The sequence below is a fragment of the Rathayibacter sp. AY1C7 genome (assembly GCF_002931865.1).
In the GTDB taxonomy this organism is placed as follows: Bacteria; Actinomycetota; Actinomycetes; order Actinomycetales; family Microbacteriaceae; genus Rathayibacter.
In genome coordinates, this window is the sequence record NZ_PSWB01000032.1 from 15,036 (window position 1) to 37,403 (window position 22,368).

The window sequence follows — 22,368 nt, forward strand, 5'->3', positions numbered from 1 at the left end:
CGCGCCGCCGCTCAGAGCGGGGTCGCGAGCCGGTAGCCGCGCTTGATCACCGTCGCCACGAGCCGCGGTTCGGGGAGGGCCTGACGGAGGCGGCTGACAGCGACGTCGACCGCGTGGTCGTCGAGAGCCTCCGGCGCGGAGGCCGCGAGGACGTGACGCGCGACGGTCGCGCCCTCGGCGGCGACGAGAGTCCGGAACAGCGCGAGCGCGACCGGGGTCAGCGCCACCCGGGTCCCGGCCAGGACGGCGTGCCGGCCTCGGAGCTCGAGAGTGCCGAAGGCCGTCTCGATGCGGGGCGACGCCTGCTCGAGGTGCTCGCAGGTCAGGCGGATGAGCGCGCCCATCCGGAACCGGTCCGGCACGACCGGGAGGATCCCTGCCTCGACCAGGGGTGCTGCGGTCACGGGGCCCACGGCGGCGGCGACCACCGTCTCGCGGAAGGCCGCCTGGAGGTCGTCGAGGCGGCCCGCGGCCTCCGCGACCGTGAAGAGCGCCTCCACCGCCGGCGCGCTGGTGAAGGTGACGGCGTCGATGCCCCCTCCGCAGACCGCGTCGATCAGCCGCAGCACCCGGGCGGAGTCCTCGTGCACGCTCCAGCGGTAGGGCGCGGCCGTGAGCACCCGGGCGCCGGCGTCGCGGAGACGCTGCAGCTGAGCCGGGTCGGTGAATCCGTGCAGCTGCACCGCGATCGTGCGGCCGGCGACGCCCTCGCGCAGGGCCAGGTCGACGAGGGAGGTGGTCGTCTCGCGCTCGCTCATCCCGTGGTCGTCGAGACCCGCCGCACGGATCGCTCCGCGCGCCTTGGGTCCCCGGACGAGGATCCGCGCGGAGGACAGCGCGTCGGCCAGCTCGATCCCCGCGGCGTCCGCGGCCTCGAGCCAGCGCCGCAGGCCGTAGGAGGTGGTGGCGAGGAGCACGTCGGGACGGGCGGCGACGATGGCGCGGGTCTCCTCCTCGAGCGCGCCCTCGGTGTCGACGCCGCGCATGCGGATGGTGGGGGCGTGCGTGACGGCGGCACCGCGGCGCTCGAACGCGGCGATCAGGTCCTCGGAGCGGCGGTCGGAGGTGACCCCGATGCGGAAGCCGTCCAGCTGGTCGGGTCGGAACCCCACGGCGGTGTCGGGATCGGTGCCGGTCATGCTCGGCCCCCTCGGGGTCTCACGCGGTCAGTGCATCGACCGCTCGGGCGATGCTCTCGGGGTCCCCCGCATCATGGCACGCGGCCTGCCGGACCACCTCGCCGATGACGATCACGGCGGGCGAGCGCGGTGCCAGCTCGGCGAGCAGGCCGAGCACTCCGCCGACCGACGAGACCGTCGTGCGCTGGTCGCGCGACCAGCCCCGCTCGACGATCGCGAGGGGCGTGTCGGCGCGCATCCCGGCGCGCTGCAGCCCGGCGACGAGGTGCGGGAGGGTGTTCACGCCCATCAGCACCACGATCGTCCCGCCCAGCCCGGCCAGATGGCCGAGCTCCTGCTCGCTGAACGGCGCATGGCCCGAGACCACGGTGAAGGCCCTGCTGACCTCGCGGTGGGTGACCGGGATCCCGGCGGCGGCGGGCACCGAGATCGCGCTGGTCACTCCGGGGACGACCGTGGAGCCGACGCCGGCGAGCCGGCACGCGCGCACCTCCTCCGACCCGCGGCCGAACACGAACGGATCGCCGCCCTTCAGGCGCACGACGTCCAGACCCGCGAGGGCCCGCTCGATCATCAGCCGCTCGATCTCGTGCTGCGGCACCGCATGATGACCCGGCGTCTTGCCGACGTCGATCAGCTCGGCGCCGGGCGCCCACTCGGCCAGGCCCTCGTGCGGACCGAGCCGGTCGTAGAGCACCACGTCCGCGTCGCGGAGGGCGCGGCGGGCGGCGAGGGTCATCAGATCCGGATCGCCGGGGCCGCCGCCGACGATGCTGACGTGCCCGACCGGCCGGGTCGGCGCGGGGGCCTCGTCGACGATCCAGGGGCAGAGCTCGGCCGCCGCTGCTCGGAGCGGCGCCGGCCCCTCCACCCACACGATCAGGGCCGGGGGCGCCGGGGTGAGCGCGTCCTCCGCCTCGTGCCGCTCGACGAGTGCGCCGGCGGCTCGGTAGCGGGCGAGCACGCGGCGGGTCCCGGAGGCGGTGCCGATCACGAGCACGCGGCGTCCGGCGAGGTCGAGGGAGAGCTGCATCACGAGTCCGATCCGATCCCGGCCGGACCGACGGGGATCCTCGGCCCCGCGACCAGCACGGGTCCGTCCGGTCTCTCGTCCCGGCCGGCGGGCCGGACCTGCCCGCGCTCGCGCACGGTCGCGACGCGCGGATCCGCGGTGTCCGGGGCGTTCACGAAGGAGCGGAAGCGGCGGAGCCGGTCGGGATCGGCGAGGGTCGCCGCCCACTCGTCGACGTAGGTGTCGACGTGCGTGGCCATGGCGGCCTCCAGCTCGGCGGCGATGCCGAGCGAGTCCTCGCAGACCACCTCGCGCACGTGCTCGAGTCCGCCGGGGAGCTCCTCCTGCCAGCGTGCGGTCCGCTGGAGCCGCTCGGCCGTCCGCACGTAGTACATGACGTAGCGGTCGATGTAGCGCACCAGGGTCTCGTCGTCGAGGTCCTGCGCGAGCAGCTGGGCGTGCGCCGGCTGGTAGCCGCCGTTGCCGCCGACGTAGAGGTTCCAGCCGAGGTCGCTCGCGATGACGCCGATGTCCTTCCCCCGCGCCTCGGCGCACTCGCGGGCGCAGCCGCTGACCCCGAGCTTGAACTTGTGCGGCGAGCGGAGACCCCGGTACCGCTCCTCGAGGAAGACCGCCATCCCGACCGCGTCCTGGACTCCGAAGCGGCACCAGGTCGATCCGACGCACGACTTGACCGTGCGCAGCGACTTGCCGTACGCCTGACCCGACTCGAAGCCGGCGTCGACGAGGAGGCGCCAGATCTCGGGCAGCTGCTCGAGGCGGGCGCCGAACATGTCGATCCGCTGCCCGCCGGTGATCTTCGTGTAGAGGCCGTACTGCTCGGCGACCTCGGCGATCACCTTGAGCTTCGCCGGCGTGATCTCGCCCCCGGGGATCCGCGGGACGACGGAGTAGGTGCCGTCCTTCTGCATGTTGGCCAGGGCGCGGTCGTTGGTGTCCTGCAGCGGCGCCTGGCCGCCGTCGAGGATGTAGGCGTTCGTCTGGGTGGCGAGGACGGAGGCGATCACCGGCTTGCAGACGTCGCAGCCCAGCCCGGAGCCGAAGCGCTCCATCACCTGCTCGGCCGAGTGCAGCCCGAGGATGCGGACCGACTCGAACAGCTCGCTGCGGCTGAGCGCCACGTGCTCGCAGAGGGCGCGGGAGACCTCGACGCCCGCACGGATCAGCTCCGTGTCGAGCAGCTTCTTCACCAGGGGCACGCACGATCCGCACTGGGTGCCCGCGCGGGTGCAGGCCTTGAGCGGCCCCAGCTCGGTGCACCCCTCGCCGATCGCGTGGCGGACCTCGCCGACCGAGACGTTGTTGCACGAGCAGACCTGGGCGTCGTCCGGAAGGTCGCCCGAGGGCGCCTCCGCCCCCGCCGCCGCGAGGTAGGCGCCGGGCTCGGCCGGCAGCTCGCGCCCCAGCAGCGGGCGGAGGGAGGAGTAGGGGCCCGCGTCGCCGACGAACATCCCGCCGAGCAGCGTGCGCGCATCGTCCGAGACGACGACCTTCTGGTAGAGACCGCGGGCCGGATCGGCGTAGACGACCTCGAGCGCTCCCTCCGTGGTGCCGAGGGCGTCGCCGAAGCTGGCGACCTCCACGCCCGAGAGCTTGAGCTTGGTGGCGTCGTCGACCCCCGGGAAGGTCGCGTCGCCGCCGAGGATCCGGTCGGCGACCACCTCCGCCATCGCGTTGGCGGGTGCGACGAGCCCGACCGTGCGGCCGGCGATCGCGGCGACCTCGCCGATGGCCCAGACTCCCGCCCTGCTGGTGCGGCAGGCCTCGTCGACGACCACGCCTCCGCGCGGTGCGACCTCGATCCCGACCGCTCGGGCGAGCTCGTCGCGCGCCGTGATCCCGATGGAGAAGACCACGAGATCGGCGCTGATGCTGCTGCCGTCGGTCAGCGCGACTCCGAGCACCGTCCCCGTCGGCGAGGTGAGGATCGCGGTGGGCCGGTTGCCGAGGTGCAGCGCGATCCCCTGCGCCGAGATGATGCGGCCGAGGGCCTGCCCGGCGCCCTCGTCGAGCTGCGCGCTCATCAGCCAGCGGCCGGAGTGGACGAGGGCGGTGCGCGCACCGAGCCGGTGCGCGCCTCCCGCCGCCTCGAGGCCGAGCAGACCGCCGCCGACCACGACCACGATCGCGGGGCGTCCGCGCCGGGCGCGGAACGCGGCGAGCTCGGCGACGAGCCCGTCCACGTCCTCGAGCGTGCGGTAGACGCGGCCGTGCTCGGCGCCCTCGATCGGCGGGACCGTGGCGGAGGAGCCCGTCGCCAGGACGATCTCGTCGCCCTCGAGGGAGCGGCCGTCCGCGAGCTCGACGCGCAGGCGGTCGGGATCGATCGCGACGACACGGGAGGAGGTGATCAGCCGCGCCGACTCCCACAGAGCGCCGTCGCCCAGAGTCAGGTCGTGCTCGCCGTCGAGGCGCTTCGAGAGTGCGACGCGGTCGTAGGGACGGTGCACCTCCTCGCCGAGGACGGTGATCTCCAGCGCCTGGTCGCCGGCCCGGGCGACGAGCGCGTCGACCAGGCGGTGCGCGGCGGGTCCCGCTCCGACGACGAGCACGCGTCGGGGCCGGGCGGCGGGGTTCGCTCCAGGAGTCATGACGTCCACCGTAGGGACGGCCCGTTTCCCCGCCGTTGCCCCGGTGTAACAGCGTGTGACGCGCGCCTCTCGGCGAGCGCCGCAGGCCGTGAGGGCTTCGTTACGCCCGTGACACCGAAGGCGTGCTCGCACGAAACGCGCGATCCCTACCGTTGCCTCATCGCGTCCGACCGGATGCGGTGGCCCACCCGCAGGAAGAAGGCGCAGCGATGACCCTCCTCGATCGGCTCGCCCCCGCGACCGCCACCACCTGGGTGCCGGTCTGCGCCGTCGGCGACCTCGAGCCGCTCTGGGGCGAGGCCGCCCTGGTCGGCGGTGTGCAGCTCGCCCTGTTCCTCCTGCCCGACGGGCGGGTGCGGGCCGTCTCGAACCTCGACCCCGCGACCGGCGCGGCCGTGCTCTCGCGCGGCATCGTCGGCTCGCGTCTGGTCGACGGGGTGCAGCGGCCCACGATCGCCTCGCCCCTGCACAAGGACGTCTTCGACCTCGAGACCGGCGCCTGCTTCACACGAGCGGAGCTGCACCTCGCCACCTGGCAGGTGCGCGAGAGCGACGGCACGATCGAGGTCGCTCAGCGGACCGCTCTGGTCGCCGCATCCCACGGGACCTCCGACGACGACGGGAGGCGTGCCGTCGCCGCGCTGGTCGAGGCGGTCCGCCGGGCCAACCCGGCGCTGGACGTGCTCGACTCCTTCGTCGACGTGCAGCAGCCCGACGTCCCCGCGACCCTGGGCTCTCTCGAGCCGGGCCGGCCGGCGGTGGTCGTGCCGCTGCTGCTCTCGGCCGGCTACCACGTGCACGTCGACCTGGCCGAGGCCGCGGCGGAGGCGGAGCGGCCGGTGCGGGTCTCGGGCGCGCTCGGACCCGATCCCCGCCTGGCGCGCGTGCTCGCCCGCCGGCTCCACGAGGCAGGGCTCGACGACGGCGACCGCGTCGTGCTCGCCGCTGCCGGCTCGAGCGACGCCGGTGCCGTCGCGGACTGCTGGACCACCGGCCGCCTCCTCGCCGCCGAGCTCGGCCGCGAGGTGAGCACCTCGTTCATCTCGGCCGCCGAGCCGCGGATCGCGGAGGCGGTCGCCGCCGAGCGCGCCGCCCACCCCGGCGCGCGCGTCGTGGTCGCCACCTACCTGCTCGCGCCCGGCTACTTCGCCGGCCTGGCCGCCTCCGCGGGGGCCGACCTCGCCTCCGCTCCCCTCCTCACCGCCGTCGATCCGCCCGCCCGCGAGCTGGTCGACATCGTCTCGGAGCTGTTCGGGCGCAACGCCTGACGCCTCCTCCCCGCACCACCACCGCTCCACCTCCCCGTCCCGAGCGCGCCCTCGCGCGCGCCGCCCACCCTCCGGAGGACCACGATGACTGCTGCACCCCCGACCACCGTCCCCACGACCGCCGCCACATCCACCGGCATCATCCGACGGCCGGGCCGCTGGATCGACGGCTGGAACCCCGAGGACCCCGCCCAGTGGGAGGCGGAGGGACGCTCCGTCGCCGCTCGCAATCTGAGGTGGTCGATCTTCGCCGAGTTCCTCGGCTTCGTCGTCTGGCAGCTCTGGTCGGTCGTCGTCGTCTCGCTGCCGGCGGCCGGGTTCGCCTTCGACACCGGGCAGATCTTCTGGCTCATCTCGATGCCGAGCCTCGTCGGCGCCACCCTGCGGATCCCGTACACGTTCATGGTCCCCCGCTTCGGCGGCCGCAACTGGACGATCGTGTCGGCGGGCCTCCTGCTGATCCCGAGCGTCGGACTCGGCATCGCGGTCTCGAATCCGGAGACCCCGTTCGGCGTCATGCTCCTGGTGGCCGCGCTCGCCGGCTTCGGCGGCGGCAACTTCGCCAGCTCGATGGCGAACATCACCTTCTTCTACCCGCACGCGCAGAAGGGCTGGGCTCTGGGGCTCAACGCCGCGGGCGGCAACCTGGGCGCCTCCGTCGCGCAGCTCGTCGTGCCGATCGCGATCACCGTCGGCGCCGCGGCCACGCTGAACCTGCCGATCGCCGGCTTCCTCTGGGTCCCCCTGATCGTCGTGGCGATGATCGGCGCCGCCAAGCGCATGGACAACCTCTCGACCGCGAAGTCCGACGTCGCCGCCTCCCTCGCCGCGCTCCGCGAGCCGCACCTCTGGCTGCTGGCCGTGCTCTACATCGGCACCTTCGGGTCCTTCATCGGATTCGCCGGCGTGTTCCCGAAGCTCATCGCCGACACCTTCCCCGAGTTCTCCGGCTTCGCCGTCGGCTCGGCGACGGTCGGCCTCGCGTTCCTCGGCTCCCTGGTGGGCTCGCTGTCCCGCCCCTCCGGCGGCCGTCTGGCCGACCGCTTCGGCGGAGCGCCTGTCACGGTCCTCGCCTTCGTCGCCATGGGCGCCGGGATCCTCGGCGTGATCGCGACACTGCCGCTCGGCAGCTTCTGGCTCTTCCTCGCCTGCTTCCTCGTGCTCTTCTCGGCGGCCGGCATCGGCAACGGCGCGACCTACCGCATGATCCCCACGGTGTTCGCCCTCCGCGCCCGCCAGCGCGGCGACGACGGCATCGGCGCCCAGCGCACGTCCGCCGCGGCGCTCGGCCTGATCTCGGCGATCGGCGCCTACGGCGGCTTCGTGATCCCCCAGCTGCTCGGCTTCTCCAAGACCGAGTTCGGCGACTACACCACGGCGCTGGGCTGGTTCGTCGGCGCCTACGCGGTGATGCTCGCGATCACGGCCGGCGTCTACCTCCGCCTCGCCGCGAAGACGGGGACCCGGATCTGACGATGAGCGCCCCCGCCCCGACCGACTCCCACTGCCCGTACTGCGCCCTGCAGTGCGCGATGACGCTGACACCCGCGGCGGGCCCCGTACCCGTGGCGGTCGAGGGGAGGGAGTTCCCGACGAACCGGGGCGGGCTCTGCGCCAAGGGCTGGACCTCCGCCGAGCTGCTGGCGAGCGGACAGCGCCTGGTCTCCCCGCTGCTGCGCGGCGCCGACGGCGTCCTCGCGGAGGCGTCGTGGGAGGAGGCGCTCGACGCGGTCGCCGGGGCGGTGCGCGGCGTCCGGGAGCGGCACGGCGCCGACGCGGTGGCCGTCTTCGGCGGCGGGGGCCTCACCAACGAGAAGGCCTACCAGCTCGGGAAGTTCGCTCGGATCGCTCTCGGCACCTCCCGGATCGACTACAACGGCCGCTTCTGCATGTCCTCGGCCGCGGCGGCCGGCAACCGCGCCTTCGGCGTCGATCGCGGACTGCCGTTCCCGGTGTCCGACCTCGACGACGCCGACACGATTCTGCTCCTGGGCTCGAACGTCGCCGCGACGATGCCGCCGCTTCTCGCCCACTTCGCCGGTGCCCGCTCGCGGGGCGGCCTGGTGGTCGTCGACCCGCGCCGCTCGGCCACCGTGCGGCTGACGGAGGAAGGCGCCGGCACGCATCTGCAGCCCGCCCCGGGGACGGATCTGCCGCTCCTGCTCGGGCTGACCCACCTGGTCTTCGCCGAGGGCCTCGCCGACACCGCCTACCTCGCCGCGCGCACGACCGGCGCCGAGGCGGTGCGCCGCAGCGTCTCGGCGTGGTGGCCGGAGCGCACGTCCGCGGTCACGGGCGTGCCGACCACGCTCCTCCGCTCCCTCGCGCGCCGGCTCGCCGCGGGGCGGTCGTTCGTGCTGACCGGCCGCGGGGTCGAGCAGCACGTCGACGGCACCGACACCGCGACCGCCGCGATCAACCTCGCTCTCGTGCTCGGCCTGGTGGGCCGCGAGGGGTCGGGGTACGGCACGCTCACCGGTCAGGGCAACGGCCAGGGCGGACGCGAGCACGGCCAGAAGGCCGATCAGCTCCCGGGGTACCGCTCCATCCGCGATCCGGAGGCGCGGCGCCACGTCGCCGCCGTCTGGGACGTGACGCCCGAATCGATCCCCGGCCCGGGCCTGCCCGCCACCGCCCTGCTCGCCGAGCTCGGACGCTCCGTGCACTGCCTGCTGGTGCACGGCTCCAACGTGGTCGTCTCGGCTCCGGACGCCGACGCCGTCCGCGCCGGGCTCGAGGCCCTGGACACGCTGGTCGTCTGCGACTTCTTCCTCTCCGAGACCGCCGCGCTGGCCGATGTGGTGCTCCCGGTGCCGCAGTGGGCGGAGGAGGAGGGCACGATGACCTCGCTCGAGGGCCGGGTGCTCCGCCGCCGCCGGGCGATCGACCCGCCGGCGGGAGTGCGCAGCGAGCTCTGGATCATGAGCGAGCTGGCGCGCCGTCTCGACGCCCCCTCGAGCTGGTCGGCGGTCCCCTCGGAGGTGTTCGACGAGCTGGCCCGCGCGTCCGCGGGAGGCGTGGCCGACTACTCCGGCCTCTCGCACGCCCTGCTCGACACCGGGATCGCCGCCCACTGGCCCTACCCCGCGGGCGGCACGGGGACGCCGCGCCTCTTCGCTGAGCGCTTCGGGCACCCCGACGGCCGGGCGCGCCTGGTCGCCGTCATCCCCGCCGTCCCTGACGTCGTGGACCGCGGCGAGGAGCTGACCCTCGTGACCGGCCGCTACCTCCAGCAGTACCAGTCGGGCACCCAGACCCGGCGGGTCGCGGAGCTCGATGCGGCCCGCCCCGAGGCTCGACTCGAGATCCACCCGGCGACCGCCTCCCGGCTCGGCGTCCGCGACGGAGCACCTGTGGCGATCGGGAACGCGCGCGGCGTGGTCCGCGCCCGCGCGAGCGTCACCGCGGACATCCGCCACGACACGGTGTTCCTGCCCTTCCACTACGCGGGTGAGCAGTGCGCGAACCTCCTCACCGAGGCCGTCGTGGACCCGGTGTCGTCGATGCCCGAGTTCAAGCGCACGCGGGTCTGGGTCCGCGCGGAAGGGACGGCACATGCCTGAGACACCTCCCGAGCGGATCGTCCTGATCGGCTATGGCCCCGTCGGCTCGCGCTTCGTCGAGGAGCTGCTGCCGGCCGTGCGGGCCGGTCTGGTCGCGCTGACGGTGGTCGGCGCCGAGAGCGACGACCCGTACAACCGTGTCCTGCTCGCGGAGTACGCCGTCGGCCGGGCGACCCGCGAGCGCCTCGACCTCGGCGACCGGACGGCGGCGGAGGCGGCGGGCGTCGTCCTGCGCCTGGGAGCGGCCGTCGTGGGGATCGACCGCGCGCGGAACGTCGTGCGGCTGCACGACGGCGAGCGGCTGCCCTACGACCGCCTCGTCCTGGCCACCGGCGCCCGGGCGAACGTGCCGACCCTCGCCGGGATGGAGCGGTCCCGACGCGAGCGGACGGTGCGCGCCGCCGATCCGGAGTCGCTCGACGCGGGCTCCCGGCCCCTCCCGGAGCGGGTGGTGGCGCTGCGCGACCTGGCCGACGCCCGGGTGGTCCGCGAGTCCGTGCGCTCCGGCGCGCGCCTCGTCGTGCTCGGGGCGGGAGTGCTCGGGATCGAGTTCGCCCTCGCGGCCGCCGAGCAGGGCGCCCAGGTGGTGGTGGTCTTCCACGGCGACATCCCGATGGCCCGCAATCTCGACACGGGCGGGGGCCGGATGCTGGCCGCGGCCGCCCGCGCGGCCGGCGTCGAGATGGTGGCGCACGCCCGGTCCGAGAGCGTCCTGCTCGCGCACGACGACCGCGGCCGTGCGCACTTCCAGGCGCTCGTCTGCGCTGACGGCAAGCAGATCGAGGGGGATCTGCTGGTGCTCTCGTGCGGTGTCGGTGCGCGGGTCGAGCTGGCCGCGGGCGCGGAGCTCGCCGTCTCGACCGGGATCCTGGTCGATGAGCAGCTGCGCAGCTGGAGCGACCCGGACGTCTTCGCGATCGGCGACTGCGCGCACGTCGCCCCCCGCGGCTCGGCCCTGCCCGACGGCCGCGTGCCCGGCGGACCGAGCGGACTGATCGGTCCGGGATGGGAGCAGGCGGACCGGCTCGCAGCGCGGATCCGGGCGGAGGCGGAGGGCCGCTGCGGCGAGGAGCGCGTCCCCGACGCCCGACCGGCGGTCGTGATGCTGAAGGCCGAGGGCGTCGACCTCGTGGCAGGAGGCGACGTGGCCCCGGAGCCGTGGGACCCGCACCGCCCGGGCGAGGAGCACCTCGAGGTGACGCTGTGGGCTGACCCCGCCCGCGGCGGCTACGCCAAGCTCGTGACCGCAGGAGGAGTGCTGCGCGGGTTCGTCTCGGTGGGTCTGCCCCGGGTCGGCGCCGAGCTCAGCCTCCTCTTCGAGCGGGGCTCGGAGCTGCCGGCGGACCGGTCGAGCCTCCTGCGTCTGGACGCCCCGGATGCGGGCGCCGCGGCGACCGGCGATCCGTTCGCCCCCGATGCCACGGTCTGCTGGTGCAACGGCGTGACGGCGGCGGTGATCACCGATGCGGCTGCGGCGGGACACGGGACGGTCGCCTGCGTCGGGCGGGCGACCCGCGCCGGCACGGGCTGCGGCGGCTGCACCGGTCGTATCGCCGAGCTGCTCGCGCGGACGGCGGTCCCCGCCTGATCGCCGCGAGGACCGGGCCTCGCCGCCTCAGCGGTCGAGCGCCTCCGCGAGGCGCCGGGTGACCGCCCGCAGTTCGAGCTCGACCCCGCGGACGCGCTCGTCGAGAGCCGCCGCGGTGTCGGCGGCCTGCTCGGCGGCCGCCGCATCCGCCGCCTCGGACGAGGCGCGGTCGGCCGCGACCGACGCGCTGAGCTCGTCCAGCGCCTCCCGGAGGCCCGCCGACTCGTCGCGCAGCACGGAGACGTCGCCCTGCACCGCGCTCAGCTCGCCGCGGAGCCCGGCCACCTCGTCGCGCAGGGCCGCCGTCTCGGCGCGCAGCTCCTCCGTGCGCAGCCGCGCCTGCTCGAACCAGGGGGCGACCAGCCGGTGCACCGCGTCGCGGAGCACGACGCCGCCGCGGCCGAGCCGGGTGGGCGCGGAGCCGGGGTCCTGGAGGAAGTCGTGGTCAGTGGTCATCGTCGTGGTCCCGTCCGGAGAAGCGGCGGTGGAACACGTCCATCGCCCGCAGATCCTTGTCCATGATGTCGGCCTCGAGGGTGGTGTCGGCGAGGCGGTCGGCGAGGCCCGGCCGGGAGCGGCGCTCGAGCGAGGCCTCGATCAGCTCGACGGAGCGCTCGAACGAGAGCGGTCCGCGCGCCGCGGCCCGGCCCCGCCGACCGAGCGCCTCGAGGTCCACCGCCCCGCTCGCCACGTCCCGCATCGCCTCGAGGAGCGTCGGGGCGGAGCGGGTGATCTTGATGCAGTCGACGCCGTCGATGAGGAACTCCGCGACTCCGCTGGCCGCCGTCACGATCGGCACGGCGCCCGCCGCGGCCGCTTCGACCGGCGCGACGCCGAACGCCTCTCCGGCCCAGGTCGGGAAGAGGAACGCGTCGGCGCGGCCGTGCGCGGCGAGCACCTCGGCGTGCGGCGTCGCTCCGTGGAACTCGACCAGGCCGGCCAGGCCCGCCTCGTCCGCCCGGGCGCGCCAGCCGTCGACATCTCCGTCGCCGTAGAGGTCCACGCGGAAGTCGCGGGTCTCCTCCGCGAGAGACGCCGCCGCCTCCAGCACCAGCCCGACGCCCTTGTGCTCGCCGAGCGACGCGGCGAACGTGAACCGGGTGGTCCCGCCCTCGCGGTAGCGCCGCGGCTCCGCGGTGTCGGGAGGAACCGACACTCCGCGCCCGATCACCTCGACCTCGCCCAGGCTCAGCCCGCCGGCCTCGATCGCGTCGACGAGGGAGCGGCTGACCGCGACGATCTCGCCGCGGTCGAAGTGGTCGGGGGCGTGAGCGCCGTAGACGCGGAGCACGCGCTCGGGCAGCCCGTCGACCAGGGCGTTCGGGATGCGGTCGCCGAGGTTCCACATCCACGGGGCCTCCACCGCCCGCAGCAGGTCGATCAGCGCGAGGCCGCCGATCCCGAGCAGGTTGAAGGCCACCACGTGGGTCGGCGCGAAGTCGCGCAGCTCCTCGAGCAGGATGCGGGTGTTCTCGAACCGCGAGACGGCGCTCTCGTGGTGCAGCAGCTGAGCGATCTCGCCGCCGGTCTGCGGCAGCGGGAAGTAGGTGCGCAGGCTCAACGTGCGGTGCACCTCGACGCCCGAGGGCTCCGGCGGCAGGTAGGTCGGCGTGGTCAGCACGCGCACGGTGTGGCCGCGGGCCGCCATCGCCTCCGCGACGCGCGCACAGGTCATCTCGTATCCGCCGAGCACCTGGGGCGGATAGAGGTTGCTCACGAACAGCAGGCGCATCAGCGCACCTCCCCTCTCGCGGAGGCGTCCGCCGCGATCCGCGCCGTCACCTCGGGCGTGTAGGCCACGCGGGCCTGGCGGTCATTGCCGCCGTCCCAGTAGTTGACGAGGTAGAGCCCGGACTGCTGCGTGCGCGGCACGAACGGGAACAGCTGGGCCCGGGGCTCGATCTGCGCGATCCGGTAACCGGCGTCGACCGCGCGCACGTGCAGCCAGATGTCGTCGGCGTCCGGGGCGATCTCGCGGAACGCCTCCCCGTGCGCGGCGATCTCGCCGAGGAGCGGGGCGGGCAGCAGCTGCCCGGAGACGGAGGTGCCGAAGACATCGGTCGACGCGCGCGTGTCGGCGACCGGCGTCCAGCTCGTGTACGGAGCCACGGCGCCGTCGACGATCCCCACCCGGTGGGCGCGGTAGCAGAGCACGGTCTCGCGTGGGTAGCGCGAGCGGGCGTCGAGCAGGCCCCTCAGCCAGGTGCGCGGGTACACGATGTCGTCGTCGGAGGTGACGAGGTCGCGCTCCCCCGCCCGGCCCGAGAGCAGGTGCGGGTAGTACTTCGTGTGCACGCGGTAGCCGTCGACCAGGCGGATCTCGACGCCGCGGCGGCGGAGGCGTCGCAGCGGCGCGGGCAGGTCGGCGTGCAGGGCCGGGTCGTCGAGCCAGAGCACCAGGCGCGCGGGCCGGGCGTCGCCGCGGGCGATGGACTCGAGCGCCACGTGGACCCGCTGCAGCCGCTCGCCGTGCGTGGTCATCGTCACCACGACCTCGCCCGCCGGATCGACCGCGGAGCGGCGGGAGAAGCGGTTGGCCAGGTCGAGCAGCAGCAGCTCGCGCCGGAGCGCGGGCGAGGGGTGGTCGATCGGCCGGGCGGCGATCACGGCGGCGCGGCGCTCCGAGAGGCGCTGAGGGGCGGAGCGGACGACCCGGGCCGCGGAGCGCAGCCGCGTGCGGGGGCGGACACGACGGCCCAGCGCCGCGAGGCGCGTGCGGGGCCGGACGCGCCGGCCGACGGCGGCGAGAGCGGGATGCATCGGTCCAGGTTAGCCGGAGGCGCCCGGGGGCCCTGCGCCGGTCAGGACTCGTCGACGACCGCGAAGGCCCGCACCGGGAAGGTCCCGAAGCCCCGCACCTTCGGCGGCACGGCGGTGAAGCGCGCCCCTGTCGCCGGCAGCCCGCCGAGGCCGGTGAGGTGCTCGACGACGTGCACTCCCGCGGCGAGGAGGGCCGAGTGCGCGGGCCGCGATCCGCCCGACTCCGTGTCGTCGATGTTCACCGAGTCGATGCCGACCAGCACCGCGCCGGCGGCGACGAGCGCCTCCGCCGCCACGCCGCTGAGGAAGGGAGCGCCCCTGCCGTACCGGGGCGTGGCGAAGTGCGCGTCCCAGCCGGTGCGGAGAAGGACGGCGGCGCCGCGGACGTCGAGTCCCGCGACCGCGTCCGCACTGATGCCCCGTCCGGTGGCTCCGGTCGCGTCGACCACGACCGCAGGCAGATCGACCAGCGTCTCGAGGCGGAGAGCGGCGAGATCGGCTCCGCCCTCGTAGCGGTGGAACGGGCTGTCGAGGTAGGTGCCCGTGTTCCCGATCATCTCGATGACGTCCATCGCGAACTCGGTGCCGGGCGCGTAGGAGGCGCGGGACGCCTCACGCGTGAGGTGCGGCCGGATGCGCGGAGCGGGCAGGCCCGGGTAGGTCACCAGCCCGTCCGCGACGGTGTGGCTGAGGTCGACGAAGCGGCGCGAGGAGGTCATGCGCCCGATCCTGGCAGGGGCCGGATCGGGCGCACCATCGAGATGCCGCCCCGCGGGGCGGCGTTCCCGCCTCTACTTCTTCGGCAGCGCCGCCGACAGGTCCGCGATCAGGTCGGACGAGTCCTCGAGGCCCACCGAGAGGCGCACCAGCGACTCCGAGACCTCCAGCGGCGTGCCCTTCACCGACGCGTGCGTCATCTCGCTCGGGTAGCCGATCAGCGACTCGACGCCGCCCAGTGACTCCGCGAGCTGGAACAGCTCGGTCGACTCGGCGAACTTCCGGGCGGCGCGCGGCGTCGCGAGCTCGAGCGAGAGCATCCCGCCGAACCGCGACATCTGGCGCTTCGCCAGCTCGTGGCCGGGGTGCGAGGGCAGGCCCGGGTAGTGCACGGCCGTCACCGCCGGGTGCTCGACGAGGAACTCGGCGACCGCCTGCGCGTTGACGGAGTGGCGCTCCATCCGCACCCCGAGGGTCTTGATGCCGCGGACCGTGAGCCACGCGTCCATCGGGCCCGAGATCGCTCCGACCGCGAACTGCAGGAACGCGATCTTCTCGGCCAGCGGCCCCGAGCGCAGGGCGAGCGCGCCGCCGACGACGTCCGAGTGGCCGCCGAGGTACTTCGTGGTCGAGTGCACGACCACGTCGGCACCGAGGGCCAGCGGCTGCTGCAGGGCGGACGAGGCGAAGGTGTTGTCGACGACGACGATCAGATCGTGCGCGTGGGCCAGGTCGGCGAGCTCGGCGATGTCGCTGATGGTCATGAGCGGGTTCGACGGGGTCTCGACCCAGAGCATCTTCGTCTCGCCGGAGACGATCGCCCGCTGCACCTCGCGGAGGTTCGACATGTCGACGGCCGTGTTGCGCACGCCCCAGGCGCTGTGCACCCGGTCGATCAGGCGGTGGCTGCCGCCGTACGCGTCGTTGCCCAGGACGACGTGGTCGCCGGGCGCGAGGGCGGCGCGCAGCAGGGTGTCCTCGGCGGCGAGGCCGGAGGAGAAGGAGTAGGCGACGTCGGCGCCCTCGAGCGAGGCGATGAGCTCCTGGAGCGAGTCGCGCGTCGGGTTCGCCGAGCGGGCGTACTCGTAGCCGCCCCGGAGACCGCCGATGCCGTCCTGGACGAACGTGGAGGTCATGTAGACGGGCGGCACGACCGCGCCGGTGGTCGGATCGAACTCCTGGCCGGCGTGGATGGCGCGGGTGTCGAAGTGCTGCTTCTTGGGCATGGTGCGGGCTCCCTGGGTCGGAGGTGCGGAGGCGGCGGCCGTCAGGCCGTGGCGTAGGTGAGGAGGTCCTGTCGGGTGATCACCGCGACGGGCTTGCCCTCGTCGGTGACGAGGAGGGCGCTGTGCTCGGTGAGCGCGGCGCGGGCGGCGGTGATGCTCTCGCCGAGCCCGATCAGCGCGAGCGCGTCGCCCACGCAGTCGCCGAGCGGGTCGTTCATCGAGGCGGATCCGGCGAAGACGCGGTCGAGCAGCTCGCGCTCGTCGACGGCTCCGACGACCTCGCCCATCACGACCGGCGGCTCGGCGGTCAGCACCGGGAGCTGCGAGACGCCGTACTCGGTCATGATGCCGATCGCGTCGCGGATCGTGTCGGTCGGGTGCGCGTGCACGAGCGCCGGGAGGTCGGCCTGCCCGCTCGCCGCCCGCGCGCGGAGCACGTCGCGGACGGTGCCCTCGTCGCGCATCTCGAGGAAGCCGTAGGAGCGCATCCAGCGGTCGTTGAAGATCTTGCCGAGGTAGCCGCGCCCGCCGTCCGGCAGGAGCACGACGACCACGTCGTCCGGCCCGAGACCGGCGGCTGCCTTGAGCGCGACGGAGACGGCGAGCCCGCTCGATCCGCCGACGAGCAGCCCCTCCTCGCGGGCGAGACGGCGGGTCATCGCGAACGACTCGGCGTCGCTGGAGGCGATGATCCGGTCGACCACGCTCGGGTCGTACGCGCTCGGCCAGAAGTCCTCGCCGACGCCCTCGGTCAGGTACGGGCGACCGCCGCCGCCCGAGTAGACGGAGCCCTCGGGGTCGGCGCCGACGATCTGCACGCGGCCCTCCGACACCTCCTTGAGGTAGCGGCCGACGCCGCTGATGGTGCCGCCCGTGCCGACTCCCGCGACGAAGTGGGTGAGCCGGCCGGCGGTGTCGCGCCAGATCTCGGGGCCCGTGGTCTCGTAGTGGCTGAGCGGTCCGTTGAGGTTCGCGTACTGGTTGGGCTTGAAGGCGCCGGGGATCTCGCGGGCGAGGCGGTCCGAGACGGAGTAGTAGGAGGCGGGGTCCTCCGGAGCGACGGCCGTCGGCGTCACGACGATCTCGGCCCCGTAGGCGGTGAGGACGTTGCGCTTGTCCTCCCCCACCTTGTCCGGCAGCACGAACACGCAGCGGTAGCCGCGCTGCTGCGCGACGAGGGCGAGGCCGATGCCGGTGTTGCCGCTGGTCGGCTCCACGATGGTGCCGCCGGGCTTCAGCAGCCCGTCGCGCTCGGCGGCGTCGATGATGCGGGTCGCGATGCGGTCCTTCGACGAGCCGCCGGGGTTCAGGTACTCGACCTTGACGAGCACGGTCGCCTGCACGCCCGCCGCGACCGGACCCAGCTTCACCAGCGGGGTGTCGCCGATGAGGTCGAGGACCGAATCGGCGTAGGCCATCCCGGTCTCCGGGCGTGCGGGAAGGGCGCGATCCAGGCTCATCCCGCCAGCGTAGCAACCGGCTCCGGGCGTGTGACGGGGGTGAGCGGAGGCACAGGGAGCGGTCTCGGGAGGGGAGTGCCGCCGGTCGCGCCGGTGCCCTATCGTGGGGGTCCGCGAGCGCCGCCGTCGACCCGGAACGGACCCCGAATGACCTCACCGATCGCCGCACCGCCGCGGCGTCCGGCCGACATCCACCTCCTCCGCCTGCTCGGCCCGGCGCTGGTCGCCGGAGTCGCCTACCTCGACCCGGGCAACGTCGCCAGCAACATGACGGCCGGCGCCCGGTTCGGCTACCTCCTGGTCTGGGTGGTGGTGCTCGGCAACCTGATGGCCTGGCTCATCCAGTACCTCTCGGCGAAGCTCGGCCTGATGACCGGCCGCAGCCTCCCGGAGCTGCTCGGCGACCGCCTGCGCGGCCGCTGGGGCCGCCGGGCCTACTGGCTGCAGGCCGAGACGGTCGCGATGGCGACCGACCTGGCCGAGGTGATCGGCGGCGCGATCGCGCTCAACCTGCTCTTCGGACTGCCGCTGCTGGCCGGCGGCGTGGTCACCGGCGCGGTCTCGCTGGTGCTGCTGCTCGTGCAGACGCGGGGCGGGGCGCAGCCGTTCGAGCGGGTGATCACGGCGCTGATGGTGCTGATCGCCGTCGGCTTCACGGTCGGCGTGGTCGTCGATCCGCCGGACGCGGGCGCGACCGTCGCCGGTCTCGTGCCGCGCTTCGAGGGCTCGGAGTCGGTGCTGCTCGCCGCCTCGATCCTCGGCGCGACCGTCATGCCCCACGCGATCTACGCCCACTCCGCGCTCGCCCGCGACCGCTTCGGCCACGTCGAGGGCGTCGGCGCGCGCCGGAGGATCCTGGTCGCCACCCGGATCGACGTGACGATCGCGCTCGCCATCGCCGGCACCGTGAACCTCGCGATCCTGCTCCTCGCCGCGCACTCCCTCGCGGGAGTCGCCGGGACCGACAGCCTCGAGGGCGCCCACGCGGCCATCGGAGCGGCGCTCGGACCGGTGGTCGCGACCCTGTTCGCCGTCGGCCTGCTCGCCTCCGGCCTCGCCTCGACCTCGGTCGGCGCGTACGCGGGAGCCGAGATCATGCACGGTCTGCTCCAGGTGCGGGTGCCGCTCGTCGCCCGTCGTCTCGTCACGCTGATCCCGGCGCTCCTGGTGCTCGCGATCGGCTTCGACCCGACGCGCGCGCTGGTGCTCAGCCAGGTGGTCCTGTCGTTCGGCATCCCCTTCGCGCTCGTGCCGCTCGTGATCCTGACGCGCGACCGCCGCCTGATGGGCGACCAGACGAACCGCTGGTTCACCACCCTCGCCGCCGCCCTGGCCGCCGTCTTCCTCATAGTCCTGAACGGCCTGCTGCTCTGGCTCACCTTCGCCCCTTGAGCGGAGCGGCGGCGCATCCTGCGGATCGAGCGGGCCCGTTGGGCATCCCGCTGATCGAGCGGCCCGCTCTTCGGGCGTCCCGAGATCCCTCCTGACCGCGCATTGATCCGATCCGAAGCCTCGCTCGTTATCCTCTGAGAGCGCCTCTCAGGCGCCTGCGCCCGCCCCAGGCGCCTTCCGCCCTCAGAACGAGAGACGCCGCCGTGCCCAAAGACACGATGTCCGCCAAGAACCGCGCCCGACAGGAGAAGCTCGAGGCCTACAAGCGCGAGCAGGACCGCCGCAAGCGCGGCTCCCGCATCTGGATCTGGTCGCTGTCGGCCCTGGCCGTCCTCGCGGTCGGTGGGATCGTCGCTGTCACCGTCTTCGGGAACCAGCAGATCGTCGAGGCGCGCGAGATCGACGGCCTGCAGACCTTCGACAACGACGCCACCCACGTCGCCGGCGCCGTCGACTACCCGCAGACCCCGCCGGCGGGCGGACCGCACAACGCCGTGTGGATGAACTGCGGCGTCTACGACGAGCCCGTCCCGAACGAGAACGCGGTGCACGACCTCGAGCACGGCGCCGTCTGGGCCACCTACGACCCCGAGCTCCCGCAGAGTGAGGTCGACGCGCTGATCGCCGCGATGCCCGACACCTACTCCGTCGTCTCGCCCTACGAGGGCCTCGAGTCGCCCATCGTGCTGAGCGCCTGGGACGCCCAGGTCGCGATCGACTCGCCCGAGGATCCCCGCATCGACGCCTTCGTCGAGCGCTTCTGGCAGTCCTCGAGCGCTCCGGAGCCCGGCGCCCCCTGCACCGGAGGGATCGATGCGCCCGGCAAGCAGTAGGGGCCGGATCCTCGTCGCCGCGGTCGCCGTGGTCGCGCTCCTCCTCGGGGCGGCCGGCGGCTACCTCTTCGGCGCGCTCGCCCCGTTCGCCTCCGCCGCGACGCCCTCGAGTGCGAGCGCCGAAGCGGGCTTCGCGCGCGACATGCAGGTGCACCACCTGCAGGGCGCCGAGCTGGCGATGATCGCCCGCGAGCGCAGCGCCGACGACGAGGTCCTCACCGTCTCGAAGGACATCCTGCTCACCCAGCAGCAGCAGGCCGGGCAGCTCTTCGGCTGGTTGAACTCGTGGGGCCTGCCGCAGGCTGCTCCGGAGCCCTCGATGACCTGGATGGGCCGGCCGACCCTGGCCGGAGCCGCCGACGAGCACTCGTCGATGGGGATGGGGACCGAGGACGGAGTCGTGCCGGCGAGCATGCCCGGTCTCGCGACACCGGACCAGATCACCGCCCTCAGCAGCGCGTCGAGCCGCGACTTCGACCGGATGTTCCTCGAGCTGATGATCGCCCACCACCGCGGCGCGATCGACATGGCCGAGGCGCTGCTCGCCCGGAGCCGCGTGACGGTCGCCACCGACTTCGCCTCCTCCGTCGTGAAGGCCCAGGAGGCCGAGATCTCGCTGATGGAGCAGATGCTCGAGGACCGCCCGGCGGAGTGACCGCTTCCGGCGCGCACGACATCGGCTGAGAGTGGTGCGCCTCCCCCACCGGGGAGGGGCACGTTCTCTCCGCCGACGCCGTGCACGGGGCCCGGCGACTCAGACGGCGTCGGCCGCGAGTAGCCCCGCAAAGTCCGGCCGCCGATCCGCGGCTCAGCCCTGGAGGGCCGACTCCGTCTGCTGCGCATAGAGCGAGGCGTAGAGGCCGCCGAGGCCGAGCAGCTCGCGGTGGGTGCCCGATTCGACGATCCGGCCGCCCTCGACGACGTGGATGACGTCGGCCGACACGATGGTCGAGAGCCGGTGGGCGATCGCGATCGTGGTGCGGCCGCGGGCGGCGTCGTCGAGCGCGGTCTGGACGATCCGCTCCGAGACGGTGTCGAGGGCGCTGGTCGCCTCGTCGAGGATGAGGACCGCCGGGTCCTTCAGCAGGACGCGCGCGATCGCGAGCCGCTGCTTCTCGCCTCCGGAGAGCCGGTAGCCGCGCTCGCCGACCAGTGTGTCGTAGCCGTCGGGGAACGACGTGATCGTCGCGTGGATGTTCGCGGCGCGGGCGGCCGCCTCCAGCTCCTCCTGCGTCGCGTCCGGGCGGGCGTAGCGGAGGTTGTCGCCGATCGTCGCGTGGAAGAGGTAGGTCTCCTGGCTGACGATGCCGATGTGCGAGACGAGCGACTCCTGCCGCAGCTCGCGCACGTCGGTGCCGGCGAAGCGCACCGCTCCCCCGGCCACGTCGTAGAGGCGCGGGACGAGGTACGAGATGGTGGTCTTGCCCGCGCCGGAGGGACCGACGAAGGCGACGAACTGGCCCGGCTCTATGGCGACCGAGACGTGGTCGAGCGTCGGGCGCGCGTCCTCCGCCTGGTCGGGGTAGCGGAACACGACGTCGTCGAGCTCGACCCGGCCGAGCTCGCCCGAGACCTCGCGTGCATCGGCCCGGTCCGTGATCGCCGGGCGCAGGCCCAGGTACTCGAAGATGCGAGCGAACAGCGCTCCGGCCGTCTGCAGGTCGAGCGCGACGCGCATCAGGCCCAGGAGCGGCCACATCAGGCGCGCCTGCACGGTGGTGAAGGCCACGACGGTCCCGGCGGTGACGGTGGTGCCGCCGAGGATCAGCCAGGCGGCCACGAGGTACACGATCACGGGGATGACGGAGAGGAAGATCTGCACCATCGCGAAGAACCACTGGCCGGACATCTGCTGCCGCACCTGGAGCTCGATCTGGCGGCCGTTCTCGTCGGCGTAGCGCGTCACCTCCGACTCCTGGCGGCCGAAGCTCTTGGCCAGGAGGATGCCCGAGACGCTCAGGGTCTCCTGGGTGATCGCGGTCATCTCGGACAATGACTCCTGCGTCTTCGTCGCGATGCGCGCCCTCACCTGGCCGACGCGGCGCTGGGCCACGACGAGCACCGGAGTGAGGACGAGGGCGACGATCGTCATCTGCCACGAGAGCAGGAGCATCGCGACGACGGCCGCGATCACGGTGACGGTGTTGCCGAGCACGCTCGAGACGGTGTTCGTGAGCACGTTGGCCACGCCGCCCACGTCGTTGGCGAGGCGCGACTGGATGACGCCGGTGCGGGTGCGGGTGAAGAAGCCGAGCTCCATCGCCTGCAGGTGGCGGAAGAGGCGGATGCGCAGCTCCCCCATGACCGTGTTGCCGACGGTCGCGGTGAGGTAGGTCTGCCAGACGCCGAGGATCGCCGAGAACGCCCAGACCAGCACCATGACGCCGACCAGCTCGAGCAGCACCGGGAGGTTCGGGCGTCCGCCGGGCGGGAAGAGCCCGCGGTCGAAGGCCAGCTGGGTGAGGAGCGGCGGCACCACCGTGAGGGCGGCGCCGACGAGAACGAGGATCACGGTGAGCGTGAGCTTGGGGCGGTGGTCGCGGAAGAGTCCCGCGATGCGCCGGAGCAGGTCGTCGACCTTCGGAGCCGCCGCGTTGATCTCCCGCTGGCTGTCCGGATCGCTGCTCGAGATCCTCCCGCCGCGCGCCCCTCCGCGCATCCCGCCGCCTGCCGCGACGTCACCCATCCTGCTCACGGCTCGACCCTAGCCCCGCCCGCCCCCGGACCCCCGCCCTTCCGCCCACGGCGAAGGCGTGCAAGCCCGCACCGCGCCGACGCGCCGTCCCGCACCCGATGCC

General features: G+C 73.9%; 17 protein-coding genes. 7 read left to right on the forward strand and 10 right to left on the reverse strand.

Annotated elements, in window-relative coordinates; translation table 11 throughout:
- Positions 1–11 precede the first annotated feature (11 nt).
- From C5C69_RS14730 to nirB, 3 genes are read right to left on the reverse strand one after another with little or no spacing between them, the layout of a single operon-like run.
- A complete protein-coding gene (locus C5C69_RS14730; RefSeq protein ID WP_104234480.1) occupies positions 12–1,139 on the reverse strand; it encodes a uroporphyrinogen-III synthase in 1,128 nt (375 codons plus the stop codon).
- A 19-nt stretch (positions 1,140–1,158) separates the two neighbouring features.
- On the reverse strand, positions 1,159–2,172 hold the full coding sequence (gene cobA, locus C5C69_RS14735) for a uroporphyrinogen-III C-methyltransferase (RefSeq protein ID WP_104227191.1): 1,014 nt from the start codon (positions 2,170–2,172) through the stop codon (positions 1,159–1,161).
- Positions 2,172–4,763 carry a nitrite reductase large subunit NirB gene (nirB, locus tag C5C69_RS14740; RefSeq protein ID WP_104224354.1) on the reverse strand — a complete coding sequence of 864 codons (2,592 nt, stop codon included), beginning with the start codon at positions 4,761–4,763 and terminating at the stop codon, positions 2,172–2,174. The genes cobA and nirB overlap by 1 nt, the downstream gene beginning before the upstream one ends.
- 209 nt (positions 4,764–4,972) lie before the next feature.
- Here nirB and nirD point away from each other — a divergent pair, with 209 nt between their 5' ends.
- The 4 genes from nirD to C5C69_RS14760 all read left to right on the forward strand — a co-directional run bounded on the left by nirD (position 4,973) and on the right by C5C69_RS14760 (position 11,182).
- Complete coding sequence (gene nirD / locus C5C69_RS17415; protein ID WP_104224353.1) at positions 4,973–6,031, forward strand: nitrite reductase small subunit NirD; 1,059 nt, start codon at positions 4,973–4,975, stop codon at positions 6,029–6,031.
- Positions 6,032–6,115: 84 nt separating this feature from the next.
- Positions 6,116–7,504: an MFS transporter gene (locus C5C69_RS14750; protein WP_104224352.1), complete on the forward strand. Its 1,389-nt coding sequence runs from the start codon at positions 6,116–6,118 to the stop codon at positions 7,502–7,504.
- 2 nt (positions 7,505–7,506) lie between these two features.
- A complete protein-coding gene (locus tag C5C69_RS14755) occupies positions 7,507–9,594 on the forward strand; it encodes a molybdopterin oxidoreductase family protein (RefSeq protein ID WP_104234479.1) in 2,088 nt (695 codons plus the stop codon).
- Positions 9,587–11,182 (forward strand): NAD(P)/FAD-dependent oxidoreductase, encoded by a 1,596-nt coding sequence (locus C5C69_RS14760; RefSeq protein WP_104227174.1) that lies wholly within the window; start codon positions 9,587–9,589, stop codon positions 11,180–11,182. Before C5C69_RS14755 ends, C5C69_RS14760 begins: the two co-directional genes overlap by 8 nt.
- Positions 11,183–11,209: 27 nt before the next feature.
- Here the strand turns inward: C5C69_RS14760 and C5C69_RS14765 are convergent, their stop codons facing one another.
- The 6 genes from C5C69_RS14765 to C5C69_RS14790 form a co-directional block, all read right to left on the reverse strand.
- A complete protein-coding gene (locus C5C69_RS14765) occupies positions 11,210–11,638 on the reverse strand; it encodes a hypothetical protein (RefSeq protein WP_104234477.1) in 429 nt (142 codons plus the stop codon).
- The gene (locus C5C69_RS14770) at positions 11,628–12,914 is read right to left on the reverse strand and encodes a glycosyltransferase (RefSeq protein ID WP_104234476.1); all 1,287 of its coding nucleotides are present in this window, start codon (positions 12,912–12,914) and stop codon (positions 11,628–11,630) included. Before C5C69_RS14770 ends, C5C69_RS14765 begins: the two co-directional genes overlap by 11 nt.
- Positions 12,914–13,942, reverse strand: a complete 1,029-nt coding sequence (locus C5C69_RS14775) for a glycosyltransferase (RefSeq protein ID WP_104234475.1) — start codon at positions 13,940–13,942, stop codon at positions 12,914–12,916. Before C5C69_RS14775 ends, C5C69_RS14770 begins: the two co-directional genes overlap by 1 nt.
- A 41-nt stretch (positions 13,943–13,983) precedes the next feature.
- Positions 13,984–14,661: a cyclase family protein gene (locus C5C69_RS14780; RefSeq protein WP_104234474.1), complete on the reverse strand. Its 678-nt coding sequence runs from the start codon at positions 14,659–14,661 to the stop codon at positions 13,984–13,986.
- A 72-nt stretch (positions 14,662–14,733) separates the two neighbouring features.
- Positions 14,734–15,885 carry a cystathionine gamma-synthase gene (locus tag C5C69_RS14785; RefSeq protein ID WP_104258224.1) on the reverse strand — a complete coding sequence of 384 codons (1,152 nt, stop codon included), beginning with the start codon at positions 15,883–15,885 and terminating at the stop codon, positions 14,734–14,736.
- Positions 15,886–15,926: 41 nt separating this feature from the next.
- Positions 15,927–17,303 carry a cystathionine beta-synthase gene (locus C5C69_RS14790; RefSeq protein ID WP_104234473.1) on the reverse strand — a complete coding sequence of 459 codons (1,377 nt, stop codon included), beginning with the start codon at positions 17,301–17,303 and terminating at the stop codon, positions 15,927–15,929.
- A gap of 189 nt (positions 17,304–17,492) precedes the next feature.
- Between C5C69_RS14790 and C5C69_RS14795 the strand changes: the two genes are divergently transcribed.
- From C5C69_RS14795 to C5C69_RS14805, 3 genes are all read left to right on the forward strand, one after another.
- Entirely contained in the window at positions 17,493–18,737 is a 1,245-nt protein-coding gene (locus C5C69_RS14795) for an Nramp family divalent metal transporter (RefSeq protein WP_104227179.1), read from the forward strand.
- 203 nt (positions 18,738–18,940) lie between these two features.
- The gene (locus tag C5C69_RS14800) at positions 18,941–19,570 is read left to right on the forward strand and encodes a DUF3105 domain-containing protein (protein ID WP_244230507.1); all 630 of its coding nucleotides are present in this window, start codon (positions 18,941–18,943) and stop codon (positions 19,568–19,570) included.
- Entirely contained in the window at positions 19,551–20,225 is a 675-nt protein-coding gene (locus C5C69_RS14805; protein WP_104234472.1) for a DUF305 domain-containing protein, read from the forward strand. The genes C5C69_RS14800 and C5C69_RS14805 overlap by 20 nt, the downstream gene beginning before the upstream one ends.
- Positions 20,226–20,378: 153 nt before the next feature.
- Here C5C69_RS14805 and C5C69_RS14810 read toward each other — a convergent pair whose 3' ends face one another.
- A complete protein-coding gene (locus C5C69_RS14810; RefSeq protein WP_104258225.1) occupies positions 20,379–22,256 on the reverse strand; it encodes an ABC transporter ATP-binding protein in 1,878 nt (625 codons plus the stop codon).
- Positions 22,257–22,368: the final 112 nt, after the last annotated feature.